At 39.7% G+C, this 16,677-nt stretch carries 16 protein-coding genes; 15 read left to right on the top strand and 1 reads right to left on the bottom strand.

Annotated features, from left to right (window positions below):
* Window positions 1-15: 15 nt before the first annotated feature.
* Complete coding sequence (locus IA57_RS05130) at window positions 16-1,008, top strand: DUF4837 family protein (RefSeq protein WP_036120191.1); 993 nt, start codon at window positions 16-18, stop codon at window positions 1,006-1,008.
* A gap of 59 nt (window positions 1,009-1,067) precedes the next feature.
* Here IA57_RS05130 and tatA read toward each other — a convergent pair whose 3' ends face one another.
* On the bottom strand, window positions 1,068-1,247 hold the full coding sequence (tatA, locus tag IA57_RS05125; RefSeq protein ID WP_036120188.1) for a twin-arginine translocase TatA/TatE family subunit: 180 nt from the start codon (window positions 1,245-1,247) through the stop codon (window positions 1,068-1,070).
* A 116-nt stretch (window positions 1,248-1,363) separates the two neighbouring features.
* On the opposite strand from tatA, the gene IA57_RS05120 reads away from it, so the two are divergent.
* Genes IA57_RS05120 through IA57_RS05055 form a run of 14 tightly spaced genes read left to right on the top strand, consistent with a single transcriptional unit; the run spans window position 1,364 to window position 16,663 of the window.
* Window positions 1,364-2,230 (top strand): M23 family metallopeptidase, encoded by an 867-nt coding sequence (locus IA57_RS05120; protein ID WP_036120185.1) that lies wholly within the window; start codon window positions 1,364-1,366, stop codon window positions 2,228-2,230.
* Window positions 2,231-3,733, top strand: coding sequence for a GH3 auxin-responsive promoter family protein (locus IA57_RS05115; protein WP_036120183.1), 1,503 nt, complete (start codon window positions 2,231-2,233; stop codon window positions 3,731-3,733). It begins immediately after the preceding gene.
* 26 nt (window positions 3,734-3,759) lie between these two features.
* A complete protein-coding gene (locus IA57_RS05110) occupies window positions 3,760-5,448 on the top strand; it encodes a DUF6909 family protein (RefSeq protein ID WP_036120180.1) in 1,689 nt (562 codons plus the stop codon).
* Window positions 5,449-5,452: 4 nt separating this feature from the next.
* A complete protein-coding gene (locus IA57_RS05105) occupies window positions 5,453-6,532 on the top strand; it encodes a hypothetical protein (protein ID WP_036120177.1) in 1,080 nt (359 codons plus the stop codon).
* Between the two features lies 1 nt (window position 6,533).
* Window positions 6,534-7,577 (top strand): dTDP-glucose 4,6-dehydratase, encoded by a 1,044-nt coding sequence (gene rfbB, locus IA57_RS05100; protein WP_036120175.1) that lies wholly within the window; start codon window positions 6,534-6,536, stop codon window positions 7,575-7,577.
* Between the two features lies 1 nt (window position 7,578).
* A complete protein-coding gene (gene rfbA / locus IA57_RS05095; RefSeq protein WP_036121296.1) occupies window positions 7,579-8,448 on the top strand; it encodes a glucose-1-phosphate thymidylyltransferase RfbA in 870 nt (289 codons plus the stop codon).
* On the top strand, window positions 8,445-8,990 hold the full coding sequence (gene rfbC, locus IA57_RS05090; protein WP_036120172.1) for a dTDP-4-dehydrorhamnose 3,5-epimerase: 546 nt from the start codon (window positions 8,445-8,447) through the stop codon (window positions 8,988-8,990). The genes rfbA and rfbC overlap by 4 nt, the downstream gene beginning before the upstream one ends.
* Window positions 8,987-10,636, top strand: coding sequence for a dTDP-4-dehydrorhamnose reductase (gene rfbD / locus IA57_RS12760; protein WP_084176723.1), 1,650 nt, complete (start codon window positions 8,987-8,989; stop codon window positions 10,634-10,636). The genes rfbC and rfbD overlap by 4 nt, the downstream gene beginning before the upstream one ends.
* The gene (locus tag IA57_RS05080; protein WP_036120169.1) at window positions 10,637-11,065 is read left to right on the top strand and encodes a DUF2061 domain-containing protein; all 429 of its coding nucleotides are present in this window, start codon (window positions 10,637-10,639) and stop codon (window positions 11,063-11,065) included.
* 4 nt (window positions 11,066-11,069) lie between these two features.
* The gene (cysC, locus tag IA57_RS05075) at window positions 11,070-11,672 is read left to right on the top strand and encodes an adenylyl-sulfate kinase (protein ID WP_036121292.1); all 603 of its coding nucleotides are present in this window, start codon (window positions 11,070-11,072) and stop codon (window positions 11,670-11,672) included.
* The gene (gene cysD / locus IA57_RS05070; RefSeq protein ID WP_036120166.1) at window positions 11,665-12,570 is read left to right on the top strand and encodes a sulfate adenylyltransferase subunit CysD; all 906 of its coding nucleotides are present in this window, start codon (window positions 11,665-11,667) and stop codon (window positions 12,568-12,570) included. The genes cysC and cysD overlap by 8 nt, the downstream gene beginning before the upstream one ends.
* A 15-nt stretch (window positions 12,571-12,585) precedes the next feature.
* Complete coding sequence (locus IA57_RS05065) at window positions 12,586-14,058, top strand: MBOAT family O-acyltransferase (protein WP_036120163.1); 1,473 nt, start codon at window positions 12,586-12,588, stop codon at window positions 14,056-14,058.
* Window positions 14,059-14,061: 3 nt separating this feature from the next.
* The gene (locus tag IA57_RS05060) at window positions 14,062-15,420 is read left to right on the top strand and encodes a hypothetical protein (RefSeq protein WP_036120161.1); all 1,359 of its coding nucleotides are present in this window, start codon (window positions 14,062-14,064) and stop codon (window positions 15,418-15,420) included.
* A complete protein-coding gene (locus IA57_RS05055) occupies window positions 15,410-16,663 on the top strand; it encodes a sulfate adenylyltransferase subunit 1 (protein ID WP_036120160.1) in 1,254 nt (417 codons plus the stop codon). Before IA57_RS05060 ends, IA57_RS05055 begins: the two co-directional genes overlap by 11 nt.
* The last annotated feature ends 14 nt before the right edge of the window (window positions 16,664-16,677 follow it).

Genomic DNA, 16,677 nt, shown 5'->3' with positions numbered 1-16,677 from the left:
AAACACCAACGTTTTATGAAAAATATAGCTTGGCTATTTATCTGCTTCGCATGTGTCCTGTCATGTAAAGACCAGAACAAATCCAATACCCGAATTTTACCCGAATCTTCAGGGAAAATCAACAATCTAACGGTTGTGGTAGATAACGAAAAATGGGAAGGGCAGGTAGGCGAGGCCATACGCGATGTTTTGGCCAGCCCGTTAGATGGTTTGCCACAAGACGAACCGTTATTTACAATAAGCCAATTGCCACCTGCTGTATTCTCTGGGTTTGCGGCTCAAAACAGAACCGTGTTAAAAATTGAGACTAACGCTCAAGCCGACCTAAAAATAGGAACCAATGTGTTTGCTAGACCACAAAAAGTTGTTGTGGTTTCGGGCAAGACAGACCAAGAGGTCATTGACCAAATTGGCCAAAATGCCAAACGCATTATAGCAGCTTTTAAACAAACCGAAATTAAAGAGCAACAACGCAGAATAGGGCTGTCGCTGCATAAAACAAACGCCTTAAAAGACCAGTTAGGCATCTCTTTAAAGTTTCCTTCGGCGTATAGAATCGGAGTTGAAAAAGAAGGGTTCTTCTGGATTCGTAAAGACATTACCACGGGAACGTCTAACATTATGGTTTACGAGTTGCCTTACGGTACAATAAAACGAAACGATAGCCTAGCAGGAACCATTATCGCGCTAAGAGACTCTATTGGTAAAGCCCACATTCCCGGGCCAATTGACGGCTCGTATATGATTACAGAAGAAGCTTATGCCCCTTTTGTTTTTGAAACAACCATTGATGGTAAACCTGCCCTAGAAACAAAAGGCTTGTGGGATGTAAAAACCGAAGGCAAGAAAGTATTTATGTCTGGACCGTTTATAAACTATATCATTGACGATAAAGCAAACAACAGGCAGTTGGTGCTCGAAGGATTTGCTTTTGCGCCTTCGGTAGAAAAGCGCGAGTACATGTTCGAGTTGGAAGCCATTTTAAGATCGGTCACATTTATTAAATAAAGAAAAAGCCAGCAATTATTGCTGGCTTTTTTTATAACATTAAAAACGTTTTGTTAATTCTACTTTTTTTCGTTTGTGGCGTCTTCTTCTTTACTAGCGTCTTTAAACTCTTTAATGCCACTACCTAAACCACGCATTAATTCTGGAATTTTCTTACCTCCAAACAGTAACAAAACTACAACCACAATTAAGGCTATTTGCCATGGTCCAATCGCTAAAAAAATATTTGCTGCTATCATAATAATCGATAATTTAGAACAAAGTTAATAATTAAACTTCAAAAAAAGCATTTAAAAATAAACTTTAAGCTTGGGCGTTATAACTTGCATTAATTTTAACTAATTTTGCTAGAGATATGGCAAAGCAAAAAACGTCCAGAAAGTTTAAAAAAAAACTATTTCACAAGTACCGTTTGGTTATTTTAAACGAAGATACTTTTGAAGAACGGCTATCTTTTAAATTAAACAGAATAAATGTCTTTGTACTTGTCTCGCTATCGGCCATTATACTAATAGCAGCAACAACGGTATTAATTGCGTTTACCCCACTTAGAGAGTACATTCCCGGGTATTCCTCTACAGCATTGAAGAAAAAAGCAGTAGAGCTTACATATAAGGTCGATTCGCTAGAGCAAACCATCTTGGTTAACGAGCGTTATTTCGCATCGATTAAAAAGGTGTTGCATGGCGAAGTTAGTACCGAAGAGTTTGATAAGGACTCGATTATGGAAGCGGTAAAACTAGAGATAACCCAAGAGGATTTAAAGCCCATAAAAGCCGATTCTCTATTGCGCGAACAGGTAGAAAAAGAAGACAAATACAATTTGTTTGAAACCGCGACCTCCAAAATTAGTTTTGTGCTTTTCCCTCCGGTAAGCGGAACCATATCGGAAGGCTATGATGCCGAAAAAAAACACTATGCTGTAGACATTGCAGTGCCCAAAGACACCCCTGTTAAAACAACGGCAGATGGCACGGTAATATTTGCCGAGTGGACCACCGAAACGGGTTATGTGGTTCTTATAGAGCACAGCAACGGCCTAATTTCGGTGTATAAACACAATGCCTCCATTACAAAACAACAGGGCGATTTGGTTAAGAGCGGCGAGGTTATTGCTATGGCAGGCAACTCTGGCGAGTACTCGACAGGAACGCACCTGCATTTTGAATTGTGGAAAGACGGTTACCCCATTGATCCAACAAACTTTATCGATTTTAATTAAATGCTATCAATAAAAGCTCTTCTTGCAAAACCGTTTGCTAAACGTGTGGAAAAGGCCATTAATAAATGGGCCAGTGCCCCTGTGCAAACTCAGGAGAAAGTATTTTCTGATTTAATAAACAAGGCGAAAAACACAGCCTTTGGCCGCGACCATGATTTTGGAGCAATCCATTCGCATGCCGATTTTGTAAAACGTGTACCCATAAGGGATTATGAGGCGTTAAAGCCTTATGTAGAACGAGTAGTACAAGGCGAAGAGCATGTTTTGTGGCCGGGAAAACCCATTTATTTTGCCAAAACGTCGGGGACAACCTCGGGAGCAAAATACATTCCTATAACCAAAGCCAGCATGCCCAGCCATATTAAGGCGGCGCGTAATGCCATTTTAATGTATGTAGCCGAAACAGGAAATACGGCCTTTGTAACGGGTAAGATGATTTTCCTGCAAGGTAGCCCTGTGCTCGAAAAGAAAAACGGCATTGAATTAGGACGGCTTTCAGGAATAGTTGCGCATTATGTGCCTAACTACCTTCAAAAAAATCGCATGCCATCCTGGGAGACCAATTGCATAGAAGATTGGGAAACCAAGGTGAATGCCATAGTAAAAGAAACCTTGCCGGAAAACATGACGGTAATCTCTGGCATACCTTCTTGGGTGCAAATGTATTTCGAGCGTTTGGTGGAGACCACCGGAAAGAAGGTTGGCGATGTCTTTGAAAACTTTAATCTCTTTATTTTTGGTGGCGTTAATTACGCCCCTTACCGCGCAAAATTTGAGAATTTAATAGGAAGGAAAGTCGATAGCATTGAATTGTACCCTGCAAGCGAAGGGTTTTTTGCGTTTCAGGACAAACAAAACGAGCAAGGCATGCTCTTGCAATTAAACGCCGGGATTTTTTACGAGTTCGTAAAAGCCGATGCTTTTTTTAGCGACAACCCACAACGCTACACCATTAAAGATGTTGTCGTTGGGGTAAACTACGTTATGATTGTTTCTACCAATGCGGGCCTTTGGGGGTATAACTTGGGCGATACGGTTCAATTTACATCTACAAGCCCTTACCGGGTAATTGTTTCGGGTAGGATTAAGCATTTTATTTCGGCCTTTGGCGAACACGTTATTGGCAAAGAGGTCGAGCAAGCTTTGCAGGCAGGCATTTCGGGAACCAATGTTAAAGTAAACGAGTTTACGGTGGCGCCTCAAATAAGCCCAGACAAAGGGTTACCTTACCATGAATGGTTTATTGAGTTTGATACGGAACCCGAAGATATGGCTCAGTTTGTCAACAGCATCGATCAAGCCCTTCAGCAGCAAAACAGTTACTATTTCGATTTGATAGAAGGCAAAATATTACAGCCGTTAAAAATCACAAAAGTGGTGACCAACGGTTTTCAAGAACACATGCGAAGCATAGGGAAACTGGGAGGGCAAAACAAGCTGCCAAGGTTGTCGAACGACAGAACAATTGCAAACAACTTAATTAATTTGGGTTTAACCAAATAGTCTTATATTTGCTGTAATTGCTTACTATGAATAAAGGAAAACATCAAGGCCGTACAAGGGCTCAGGAAAGCACAAATGCCATAGAACGCATGTACATTACCATGCGTCATTTGTTTAATCGTGGGTTTTATAAGCCTATGGGCGTTTCGGGCGAAACACTAAGGGAGTCGTTGTTGTTGTTGCGCCCGGAGATTTACGGTTCTGTTTCCGAAGAAAAGGCAGAGCTCGATGGGCTTTTGTATGTTATAGACCGCTTGCCCCAAGGCATAGAAGAGTGCACCTACATTAACCTTACCAGCGACGAGGGCTATGGCGATTCCCATTTTAAGGCCATTATCCCACCAAAAAGAAGGCGAAACTGTTACCGTATAGATGAAGAACAGATGAACATAGAGGTAACAAGGGGACGCTCGGAGATTTACGATATTTTAACGCACCTTACGTTTTTGTTTATCGAGTCGCATAAAATTAGCGATCGGGTTTTAATAGACGAGCAGGGAACAACCACCCGCGATTGGATGAAACTGGAAAAGGCTGTGCTTTCAACCAAAAAATTAAGCCAGAACGAACGCGAAATAGCCATAACCCATACTGCAAATATTTTGGGGCGTACGTTTAACGAGCTCACGCAAATTTACGAAGCTTTTGCTCTGCCCAGCCAACCAGAACGCCTGTTGCACATTGTGTACTGGTTAGGAAAATTGGCCATAGAAGAGCAATTAAACAATAAAAAACGAATCGTGACCTTTAGTCCTGTTTTACGGGAGCGTTTGGGGCACCACATTCACGGCGAAATCTGGGCCAATAACATAAAAAACACCCTACACAAGCACGGACTTTTAGACAAGCCCCTACACATTATTAGTGCCAATATGCATAGTGTTATGAATTCGTTGTTTGCACCCATAGCCTTAAAAAAGGAACTGGGAAAAGCAACTGTTTTCGACATGTACGAAGCCCTAAGTCAAAAGGAGAACACGGCACTGCGCAACAAAGTGGAAAAGGCGGCGTTGCAGCATGGCATGATTTACATTCCCGACACCTCTGGAACCAATATAGATGTACAGGTTTTCGATACGTCTAAATTGGATTTGGTAAAAACCGACCTAGAGATTGCCCAAACGTCTAGACCAGAAGCTGCCCCTGTTATTATTGTTATGGACTACGCCTTTGGTGAGCAAGCTTACGAAACCATGGACGAACTATTGAAACCCATTACAGTAGGCAAAAAGAACGTGCATTTAAATGTAGCGTCTGTCTCAATTATGGGGAAAGCGGGCATTTTAGAAGGAGGCAAAGGCGATATTATGATTCCTTCAGCCCATATTTTTGAAGGTACCGCAGATAACTACCCGTTTAACAATGAGCTTTCAAAAAAAGATTTAGAAGGCCAAGGGATCGATGTATACGAAGGCGCCATGGTAACCGTTTTAGGAACGTCGTTACAAAACAAGGAAATCTTAAAATTCTTCCATACCTCTACATGGAATGTTATTGGTCTGGAAATGGAAGGCGCCCATTACCAAAAAGCCATTCAGGCCGCCTCTAAAGTAAGAGGAAGTATAAAGGGGCAAGTAAAGGTGAGATACGCTTATTACGCCAGCGATAATCCGTTAGAAACAGGAAGCACCTTGGCCTCTGGAGGTTTGGGAACCTCTGGAGTAAAGCCCACCTATTTAATAACCAGAAAAATTTTAGAACAGATATTTAATTAACCCTATGAGCGATAAATTACCACAACAGCAAAACACTTCTGAAGAAGTAGATTTAGGCCAATTATTTAACATGATTGGCAATTTGTTTACCAAGCTTTTTAACTTTATTGGTTCGGTTTTGTACAAGCTGTTCCTATTTTTTGTGGGGATAATTCTTTTTGTGAAAAAGAACAGCATTATACTGTTTATAGCAGCTGTAATAGGGTTTGCTTATGGTTATGTTAAAGAGAAGTATTCAGAACCTGTTTACTCGTCTTTTTCTGTAATCAAACAAAATTACAACACAGGGGAGAGCCTTTACAACCTCTTAAACTATTACAACGACCTTATATCTGATAACGATACCTTGGCTTTGGCCCAAGAGCTGAATATCAGCCCCAAGGATGCAGGTTCCATAGTATCTTTCGAAATGGAATCTGTTTTAAACATGAACAACAAGTTAAAGGTTTTTGACCGGTTTAAAAAGGAGATAGACTCTACCATAGCGGGCGATATAGAATTTGAAACCTTTTTAGAGAACTCGTACGATTACGAATACGAATTTCAAAGGCTAACCACCAAAACCACCAAAAAGACTTTGTTAAGGCAGATACTGCCCAACATTATAAAAAACATAGAGGAGATAGATTACTTTATCGATGTGCAACAACGGGATTTAACCCAATTGCAAAATAGAGAGCAGGTTATTTTAGAGTCTTTAAAAGAGTCTGATTCCCTGCAAAAGGTTTACGAAAGGGTTTTACAAAAAGATCAGGAAGGTTCTAGCTCACAAACCAGTGTGTTGATCAATAATGCTAAAGAAGAAAGCTCGACCAAAGAATACGAGTTGTTTACCAACGACCTAAAATTAAGACGAGAATTGGTTGAGATTAAACGCGAAAAGGAAGATTTAAGTCATATTCTGGAAGTTATTTCCAGTCAGCAAGAACAAGGGATAGAGGATAATAACATTACACTTTTAGGGTACGACATCAACAAGAAAATATACTATGCCATCTTGTTTTTTAGCCTGGTATTTTTTGTTTTGATTAGCATTAAGGTTATTAAGTTCTTAGAGCGTTTTAGAGAGGAAATCAATTTTTAACATGAAGATTTTAATTACGGGAGGGGCAGGTTTTATTGGGTCGCATGTTGTGAGACTTTTTGTAGAGACCTATCCTGACTATACCATTGTTAACCTCGATAGCCTAAGCTATGCCGGTAATTTGGAAAACCTTAAGGATGTTGAAGCCCAGCCCAATTATACCTTTGTAAAAGGCGACATTAACAACGCTCATTTTATCGACACCCTTTTTAGCACCCATAAATTTGATGGCGTAATCCATTTAGCTGCAGAATCGCATGTAGATCGCTCCATAACCGATCCGTTGGCCTTTGTTAAAACCAATGTTATCGGCACGGTAAATTTGCTCAATGCATTTAAGCAAACTTGGCACGGCAATTACCATGGGAAGTTATTCTACCACATCAGCACAGACGAGGTGTATGGTACCCTAGGGGAAACAGGCCTGTTTACCGAGCAAACAGCTTACGACCCCAATTCGCCCTATTCGGCATCAAAAGCCAGTTCAGATCATTTTGTAAGGGCTTATGGCGAGACCTATAAATTGCCTTATATCATTACAAATTGCTCTAACAATTATGGGCCAAATCAATTTCCAGAGAAATTAATTCCTTTGTTTATTAATAACATCCTTGCCAAAAAACCATTACCGGTTTATGGCGATGGCAACTATACCCGTGATTGGCTGTATGTCATAGACCATGCCAAGGCCATCGATTTGGCCTTTCATAAAGGGATGCAAGGCGAAACCTATAACATAGGCGGTTTTAACGAATGGAAAAACATTGATTTGGTTAAGGCACTCTGCAAACAAATGGACGAAAAGCTAGGGCAGCCACAAGGTACCTCGGATCAATTAATCACGTTTGTAAAGGATCGGCCCGGCCACGATTTACGATATGCGATAGACGCTTCAAAAATTAATAAAGAATTGGGTTGGAGCCCATCGGTTACTTTCGAGGAAGGCTTGTCTAAAACCATCGATTGGTATTTAAAGAATACCGAATGGCTAGCACATGTTACAAGTGGCACCTATCAGCAATACTACCAAAAGCAATACGGCTAATATGAAAGGAATAATTTTAGCAGGAGGGTCTGGAACACGCTTACACCCCTTAACACTATCGGTAAGTAAGCAGTTGATGCCTATTTACGATAAGCCCATGATTTATTACCCGCTTTCTACCTTAATGTATGCGGGGATTAAGGACATTCTTATCATATCTACTCCGCAGGACTTACCGCTTTTCAAGGCCTTGTTAGGTGATGGTAAAAACTACGGCTGTCGGTTTGAATATGCCGTTCAAGAGGCGCCTAATGGGCTGGCAGAAGCCTTTATTATCGGGGCCGATTTTGTGGGGAACGATAAGGTTGCCCTTATTTTGGGCGATAACATTTTTTACGGAACAGGTTTGGCCAATTTGCTGCAAAGCAATAACGACCCCGATGGCGGTATTATTTATGCCTACCGCGTAAATGACCCCGAACGCTATGGGGTGGTAGAGTTTGATGATACAGGTCAGGCCATTTCAATAGAGGAAAAACCAAAAGTTCCCAAGTCCAATTACGCTGTGCCGGGAATTTATTTTTACGACAATACGGTAATTAACATTGCCAAAAACATTAAGCCGAGTTCTCGAGGTGAATTGGAAATTACCGACATCAACAAGGCTTACTTAGCGCAAGGCAAGCTTAAGGTGAGCATTTTAGACCGCGGAACCGCTTGGTTAGACACGGGAACTTTCCAGTCGCTCATGCAAGCCTCCCAATTTGTTGAGGTTATAGAGGAGCGTCAAGGCTTAAAGATTGGCTCTATAGAGGCCGCTGCTTTCGAAATGGGCTACATTACAGAAGCAGCCTTTAGAAAATTGGCTCAGCCGTTGCTTAAAAGTGGTTATGGAAAAAATTTACTCGGACTGTTAAATAAAAAATCATGATTGTAAAGGAGACTGCCCTTAAAGGTTGTTTTGAGATAGAACCAAGCGTATTTAACGACCATAGGGGGTATTTTTTAGAAACTTTTAATCAGCAGGCTTTTAATCAAGCCATCGGCCAAGAGGTCACCTTTGTGCAAGACAACGAATCCCAATCGACTAAAGGGGTTCTTAGGGGGCTTCATTTTCAAACAGGCGATCATGCCCAAGCCAAATTAATACGGGTTGTTGTGGGTCGTGTGTTGGATGTTGTGGTCGATTTACGCCCCAATTCACCTACATTCTGCAAACATTTTAAAGCAGTGCTTTCAGGAGAAAATAAAAAGCAGCTGTTTGTTCCCAGAGGGTTTGCACACGGCTTTTTGGTATTGAGCGAAACGGCTATTTTTTCATACAAATGCGATAACTTTTACAGCAAAGCTGCCGAGGCCGGAATCGCATACAACGACCCCACACTAAATATCGACTGGGAATTTCCTACTAATTTAGTAGAATTATCGAAAAAAGACTTACATTTGCCCACGATTGAAGCGTATTTTAAATGAAAACAACAGTTTTAGTTACTGGTGCGAATGGACAATTAGGGCGATGCATACATGGGTTACAGTCCCATTTTTCTGAGCTGGATCTTGTGTTGGTTGACGCTTCTGTTCTCGATATTACAAACACCTCCCAAGTGGCGGCTTTTTTTAAAAGCCACAAGCTAGATTGGTGCATTAACTGTGCAGCTTATACGGCTGTAGATAAAGCCGAATCGGATAGCGACCAAGCATTTTTGGTCAATGCAACTGGGGCAAAAAACCTAGCCGAAGCCTGCAAAACGTATGGTGTAAAACTTATTCATGTGTCAACCGATTTTGTGTTCGACGGACAGTCTAAAACACCTTATACCGAAACTGATGCAACCCATCCGTTAGGGGTTTATGGCGCCTCCAAGCTTAAAGGGGAGCAGGCCATTGCCAGCATTTTAAAAACCTATTACATTGTAAGAACATCTTGGTTGTATTCGGCCTACAACCACAATTTTTTAAAGACCATGCTTCGGCTTGCTAAGGAAAAAAGCAGGCTTCATGTGGTAAACGATCAAATAGGCACACCAACCCATGCTGAAGATTTGGCCCATACCTTGTTAGAAATGGTTCAACAGGACAAGCAACACTACGGCACGTACCACTACAGCAATACCGGGTCGATTAGTTGGTACGATTTTGCCAAAGCCATTTTCGAGCTAAAAGGGATTGCCACAAAAGTTGCCCCAATTGCAACTTCAGGCTACCCCACACCCGCAGCACGCCCCAAATACAGCGTGCTGAACACTAAAAAAATAGAAACAACGTTTGGGTTAAAAGCCCACCATTGGAAAACAAGCCTTAAAACCGCTATTTTAAGATTAGATATGCAAGAACAATTACAAACAGCCATACAAGCTACATTAGAGGCCGGAAAGGTTATTATGGAAGTGTACGACACCCCTTTTGATGTAGAACTGAAAGACGATAAATCGCCATTAACCGAAGCTGATAAACGTGCTAACGATGTTATTAATTCGTTTTTAAGGCCGACAGAAATTCCTATTATTTCAGAGGAAAATAAACAAACCGATTACGCTGTTAGAAAAACCTGGGATAGCTGTTGGGTGGTCGATCCGGTAGATGGCACCAAAGAATTTATAAAACGCAACGGCGAGTTTACGGTAAACATCGCTTTGGTTAAGCAGGGACAGCCCATATTAGGGGTTATTTATGTGCCAGCTACCAAAACGCTTTATTATGCCGATGTTGCAACAAAAACAGCGTATAAATCCATTTTGGAATCGCACGACACGGCCTTAAAAACAGTATTTGAAAAGGCTGAAAAACTTCAACCCAAAAAAGACGGTGCCAATCCGGTGCAAGTTGTGGGAAGCCGCTCGCACATGAACCAAGACACCTTAGATTTTGTGGAAGGTTTAAAAGCCGAAGGTAAAGCGGTGGAAATCGTATCGAAAGGAAGCTCGTTAAAATTCTGTTTGGTCGCCGAAGGCAACGCCGACGTGTATCCGCGTTACGCCCCAACCATGGAATGGGATACCGCAGCAGGCCATGCCATTTGCAATGCCGTGGGGCTACAGGTTATTTCGAAAGCCACCAATAAGCCGCTAGAATACAACAAGGAAGATTTGTTAAACCCTTATTTTTTGGTGAGCAGATAAATGGCCGATGTTTCTTATAAAAGGCATATTGCCAAAACCATTACCTGGCGTGTAGTAGGAACCTTAGACACCATTTTATTGTCGTGGTTTATTACTGGAAATCCGCTTTCTGGGCTTAAAATAGGCATTGCCGAGGTTACGACCAAAACCATACTGTATTACTTGCATGAGCGTGTTTGGTATAAAATAAACCTCACTAAAGACGGGGTTTTGCTGGAAAGCAGAAAACGCCATATTGCCAAAACGGTTACCTGGCGACTGGTAGGAACTTTAGATACCATGACATTGGCTTGGATAATCTCTGGCGACCCCTTGGCGGCACTAAAAATAGGCTTTGCAGAGGTGGTTACGAAAATGCTGCTGTATTATTTGCACGAACGCGTTTGGTATAAGATAGACTTTGGATTACCCAACAGAAAAAACAATTAAAAAAATGAAAGCGAACATTACCCCACATAGTTATCAGGTTTCCAGGGATGACAGACAAAAAAGCAACCATCACAAGTCTTTTTTATTGTGGTTTACCGGCTTGTCGGGTTCTGGGAAATCGACCATAGCCAATTTGGTAGAGCAGAAACTGCACCAACAGGGCATAAAAACCTACACCTTAGATGGCGATAACATCCGTCAAGGAATTAATAAAGATCTGACTTTTGCTCCGGAAGACAGAACTGAAAACATAAGAAGAATTGCCGAGGTTGCTCATTTAATGGTCGATGCCGGTTTGGTTACGCTTGCCGCTTTTGTATCGCCCTATAAAAAAGACCGCGAGAACATTAGAAGTATCGTTAAAGATGCTAACTTTGTTGAAATTTACGTGAATACCAGCGTAGAAGAATGCGAGCGCCGCGATGTAAAAGGACTTTACAAAAAAGCACGCGCGGGCGAAATTAAGAACATGACGGGCATTTCGGTACCCTATGAAGCGCCAGAGCAACCCGATGTAGAAATTAAAACAGAAGAAGAATCTGTTGCGGCAGCTGCCCAACGGATTATAGAATATATAACACCAAAATTACAACTCAGCCATGAGTAAGTATTATTTAAATTATTTAGACGAGTTAGAGAGCGAAGCCATTTACGTCTTGCGTGAGGTTTGGGCTCAGTTTGAAAACCCAGTAATTTTATTCTCGGGAGGGAAAGATTCTATTGTGGTGACCCATTTGGCCAGAAAGGCTTTTTACCCCAGTAAGATTCCGTTTTCGTTAATGCATGTCGATACCGGGCATAATTTCCCCGAAACCATTAAGTTTCGCGACGATTTAATTAACGAATTGGGGGTAAACCTTATAGTGGGCTCTGTACAGGAATCTATAGACCAAGGCCGTGTGGCCGAGGAAAAAGGAAAGAACGCCACCCGTAATGCCTTGCAAATCACCACTTTGTTAGACGCTATAGAAGACAACAAGGTAGACTGCGCCATTGGCGGTGGTCGCCGTGATGAAGAAAAGGCTAGGGCCAAAGAGCGGTTCTTTTCCCATAGGGACGATTTCGGTCAGTGGGATCCCAAAAACCAACGCCCAGAGCTGTGGAACCTCTTTAACGGCAAGCATTTTGAAGGCGAGCATTTTAGAGCCTTCCCCATAAGCAACTGGACCGAAATGGATGTGTGGAACTATATAAAACGCGAGAACATTCAAATTCCATCGCTGTACTTTGCTCACGAACGTGAAGTGGTGTGGCGTAACAACTCTTGGATTCCAAATTCGGATTATCTAATTTTAGAAGAGCACGAAGCCGTAGTCACCAAGAAAATTCGTTTTAGAACCCTAGGCGATATTACCATAACAGGCGGTATAGAAAGCGATGCCGATACCGTGGAGAAAATCGCCCAAGAAGTAGCAGCCATGCGCCAAACAGAACGCGGGAACCGCAGCGACGACAAGCGCTCTGAAACCGCCATGGAAGACCGAAAAAAGCAAGGGTATTTTTAATGAATTTCGTGCTTCATGCTTTTTAACTCAATTGACTTTGCTATATTTTTTCCAATAGTTTTTGTGCTCTATTGGATAGTAGCAAAGAACTTAGCATTAAGAAATGCTTTGATTTTGGTTGCCAGTTATATATTTTATGGTTGGTGGGATTGGCGGTTTTTGTTTCTAATAGTAATTAGCACGTTGGTTGATTTTTATGTAGGGAAACGCCTTTATGGTACAGACAAATTAACAAAACGAAAACAGTTACTTTTTATTAGCTTATTTGTCAACCTAGGATTCCTAATTTATTTTAAGTACACCAATTTCTTCATAGAAACCTTTGTTGACTCATTCAGTTTGTTTGGTAAAAAACTTGAAGCATCCACTTTGAATATAATTTTACCAGTCGGTATTAGTTTCTATACATTTCAAACATTAAGTTACACCATAGATATTTATAGAAAACAACTAAAGCCCACAAACAATCTTTTAGCCTTTAGTGCTTTTGTTGCATTTTTCCCCCAACTTGTTGCTGGACCAATCGAAAGAGCATCACACTTATTGCCTCAATTTTATAGAACATATAAGTTTAATTACAAGCTTGTTAAGTCAGGGTTGTTGCTCATGGCTTTTGGACTATTTAAAAAAATGGTAATTGCAGACAGGGCAGCTCTTTATGTCAATGAAGTTTATAATAATGTTGATGATTATGGTGGAGTAGGTTACGCCTATGCAACTATTTTATTTGCATTTCAAATTTATTGTGATTTTTCGGGTTATTCAGATATAGCTATAGGTTTAGGTCGAACCATGGGATTTGACCTAATGAAGAATTTTGACAGCCCTTATATTTCAAAATCACTAACGGAATTTTGGAGAAGGTGGCACATTTCATTATCAACATGGTTTAGGGATTATTTGTATATTCCTTTAGGTGGAAATAAAAAAGGAAAGTTTAGGACTTATTCCAATATATTCATAGTTTTTGTTGTGAGCGGTTTGTGGCATGGAGCAGCATTGACTTTTGTAATTTGGGGAGCAATTCATGGAGCAATATTAATGATAGAAAAAGGAAGCTTGAGTTACAGAAAAAGAGTTTTTGCTAAATTAGGTTTGTTAAAAAATACTTTTTCAAACCACTTGTTTTTTGGCCTAATCATTTTTGTAATTGTTTGTTTTGCATGGGTGTTTTTTAGAGCAAATTCACTTGAGGATGCTTGGCAAATAACAAATGGCATTATTACAGACTTTAATATTGATAGATTGTTCGATAAAAACACCTATTTAATTGGCTTAAAGACTAATGAGTTTAGAGTGATAATGCTTTCTATATTGAGCCTCTATGTTATTGAATATGTTCACAGAAAGAAGAATTTAGTAGGGATTCTAAATAAACAATCAATGGCGTTTAGATGGTTCTGCTATTTAGGTATTGTTTTTATTATAATTATTTTTGGCGTTTACGGAGATAGAAATGTTCAAGAATTTATTTATTTTCAGTTTTAAAGAATGAAAGAATTTGTTTTTAAAAGTATAGTTTTTACAAGTCTTTTTGTTTTTTTAGCAGCATATGTTTCTAAATCTTTCCAAGGGAACAGTATTGAATTGTTTAGTCATAATCAATACAAAAGTTTACAGAACAAAATTGATGTGGCTATCTTTGGGACATCTCACGCTTATGCCACATATGACCCAAGGGTTTTGGAGGCTGAAACAGGATTGAAGACTTTTAATTTTGGATCTCCATTACAAAATATTTCTACTTCAGAATTTCTAATGAGAAAAGTAATAGAAAGTAATGATTTAAAGTTAATTATCATCGATGTGTTTTCAGAATCTATTAAAGAAATAACTCCGAATAATGAATTTAAAAAAAGGTTTCAATATAAGGTTTTAGATAATTTCGGGTTTTCTAAAGAAAAGCTCATGACGATTAGGAAAATTGGAGAAATGAATCCTTTGAATTCAATTCCGCTTTATAAAAATCATTCAAATTGGGAGAGAATATTTGAAAGCAAAGAATACAAAATAAATCAAGACATTGATTATTATAGTGGTTTTCATACAGCTTTTGTTTTAGACAAGAAAACTTGGGACAAGCATGAAAACAATCTCAAAAAAGTCAAGTTTAGAAATAACACTAAAGAACAACTAACATTAGGAGAAAAAAAATCTATAAGTAGAATATTAAATTTTAGTCAAGAGTCAAACATTCCAGTCTTGTTTGTATGCGCTCCTTTTTTTAAGGAAATTAGAGGAAAACAAAGTATAAGCTATCAGGAAAATATTAAAAATTATTTAGATAGCATTGGAGCTGATTATGTTGACTTTAATCCGCTTTGGAAAAAAATTAAATTGAATAAATATGATTTTGTGGATCCAGATCATTTAAATTCCAGAGGAGCTTTAAAAGTTTCTCTTTATTTATCTGATTACATTTTAAAAAGGTATAATACTTTTAATAAAAGAGAGCTTCCTTCTAAAAATAATAGATACCTTATTGCTAAAAATAATAGTAAAGAGATTATTTGGAACAGCGAAATAAAAGATTCTTACGTCAACGACTCGCTACATGTTAACAAGGTTTATCTTTTTAAGGTATTTGATGATAAATATGAAATATTGATAGAAGGAGAAAAAGACAAACTTAAAAGATTAAATACTTGTTTGCAATATCAGATGAATTATAGCGATAAGATAGAAAAGAACTGTAAATGGTTAAATGGGTATCTTGAATATAATGACAAAAATTTTTTAAGTTATCAAATTAATCTAGATTTGAAAAAGATAAAAGACATGAAGTTTTTTATTGGCCCCAATAAAAAAAAGTTAATAATCAAAATGGATAAATTTAAACATGTTAGATAACAATCAATTATTACGATTCACAACAGCAGGAAGTGTTGATGATGGGAAAAGTACGCTGATTGGGCGTTTATTATACGATTCAAAATCTATTTTTGAAGACCAATTACAAGCGATTGAAAACACCAGTAAAAAGAAAGGACATGAAGGTGTTGATTTAGCTTTGTTTACAGATGGTTTAAGGGATGAACGCGAACAAGGTATTACTATTGATGTTGCCTATCGTTATTTTACCACACCAAAACGAAAATTCATTATAGCAGATACACCAGGTCATATTCAATATACACGTAATATGGTAACAGGAGCTTCAACGGCCAATGCGGCCATTATTCTGGTCGATGCCCGCCATGGGGTGATAGAGCAAACCAGGCGCCACGCCTTTATTGCATCGCTACTACAAATACCGCACATTATTGTTTGTATAAATAAAATGGATTTGGTAGACCACTCGGAAGAGGCCTATAACCAGGTTATCGAGCAGTTTGAGGAGTTTTCGTCAAAACTTCTGGTAAGAGACATTCGGTTTATTCCTATAAGCGCCCTTAACGGCGATAATGTGGTGAATCGTTCCACCAATATGGATTGGTACCAAGGGGCGCCATTGCTACATACTTTAGAGACCATGCACATTAGTAGCGACATTAATAAGGTAGATGCCCGTTTTCCGGTGCAAACCGTATTAAGACCACAACGCGAAGGGTTTATAGATTATAGGGGCTATGCTGGGCGTATTGCCAGTGGCGTGTTTAGGGTTGGCGATGAGATTACGGTTATGCCCTCGGGCTTTACCTCTAAAATAAAAACGATAGATGCCTTTAACGAAAGTTTAGACGAAGCTTTTGCAACCATGTCGGTGTCTATAACTCTAGAAGACGATATCGATATAAGCCGTGGCGATATGATTGTGCGTTCTAACAACACGCCAGATGCCAGTCAAGACCTGGAGGTCATGCTGTGTTGGTTAAACGATGCTCCGGCCAAACCACGAGCCAAGTATACCATTAGGCACACCAGCAACGAGCAAAAAGCCATGATAAAAGAGGTGATCTATAAAATTGACATCAATACCCTTGGGCGCATTAGCGACGATAAAACCCTAGGCATGAACGATATTTCCAAGGTGAAAATTAGAACCACAAAACCCCTTATGGTCGATTCGTACCGAGAAAACCGCACCACAGGAAGTATCATACTAGTTGATGATGCTACCAATGAGACGGTGGCTGCTGGGATGGTTGTGTAGAAATACAAAAAAAG

Origin of the sequence: Mangrovimonas yunxiaonensis (genome assembly GCF_000733475.1) — a bacterium.
Classification (GTDB): domain Bacteria; phylum Bacteroidota; class Bacteroidia; order Flavobacteriales; family Flavobacteriaceae; genus Mangrovimonas; species Mangrovimonas yunxiaonensis.
Note: the sequence above shows the minus strand (reverse complement) of the source record. Positions and strands in the feature narration are given on the sequence as shown.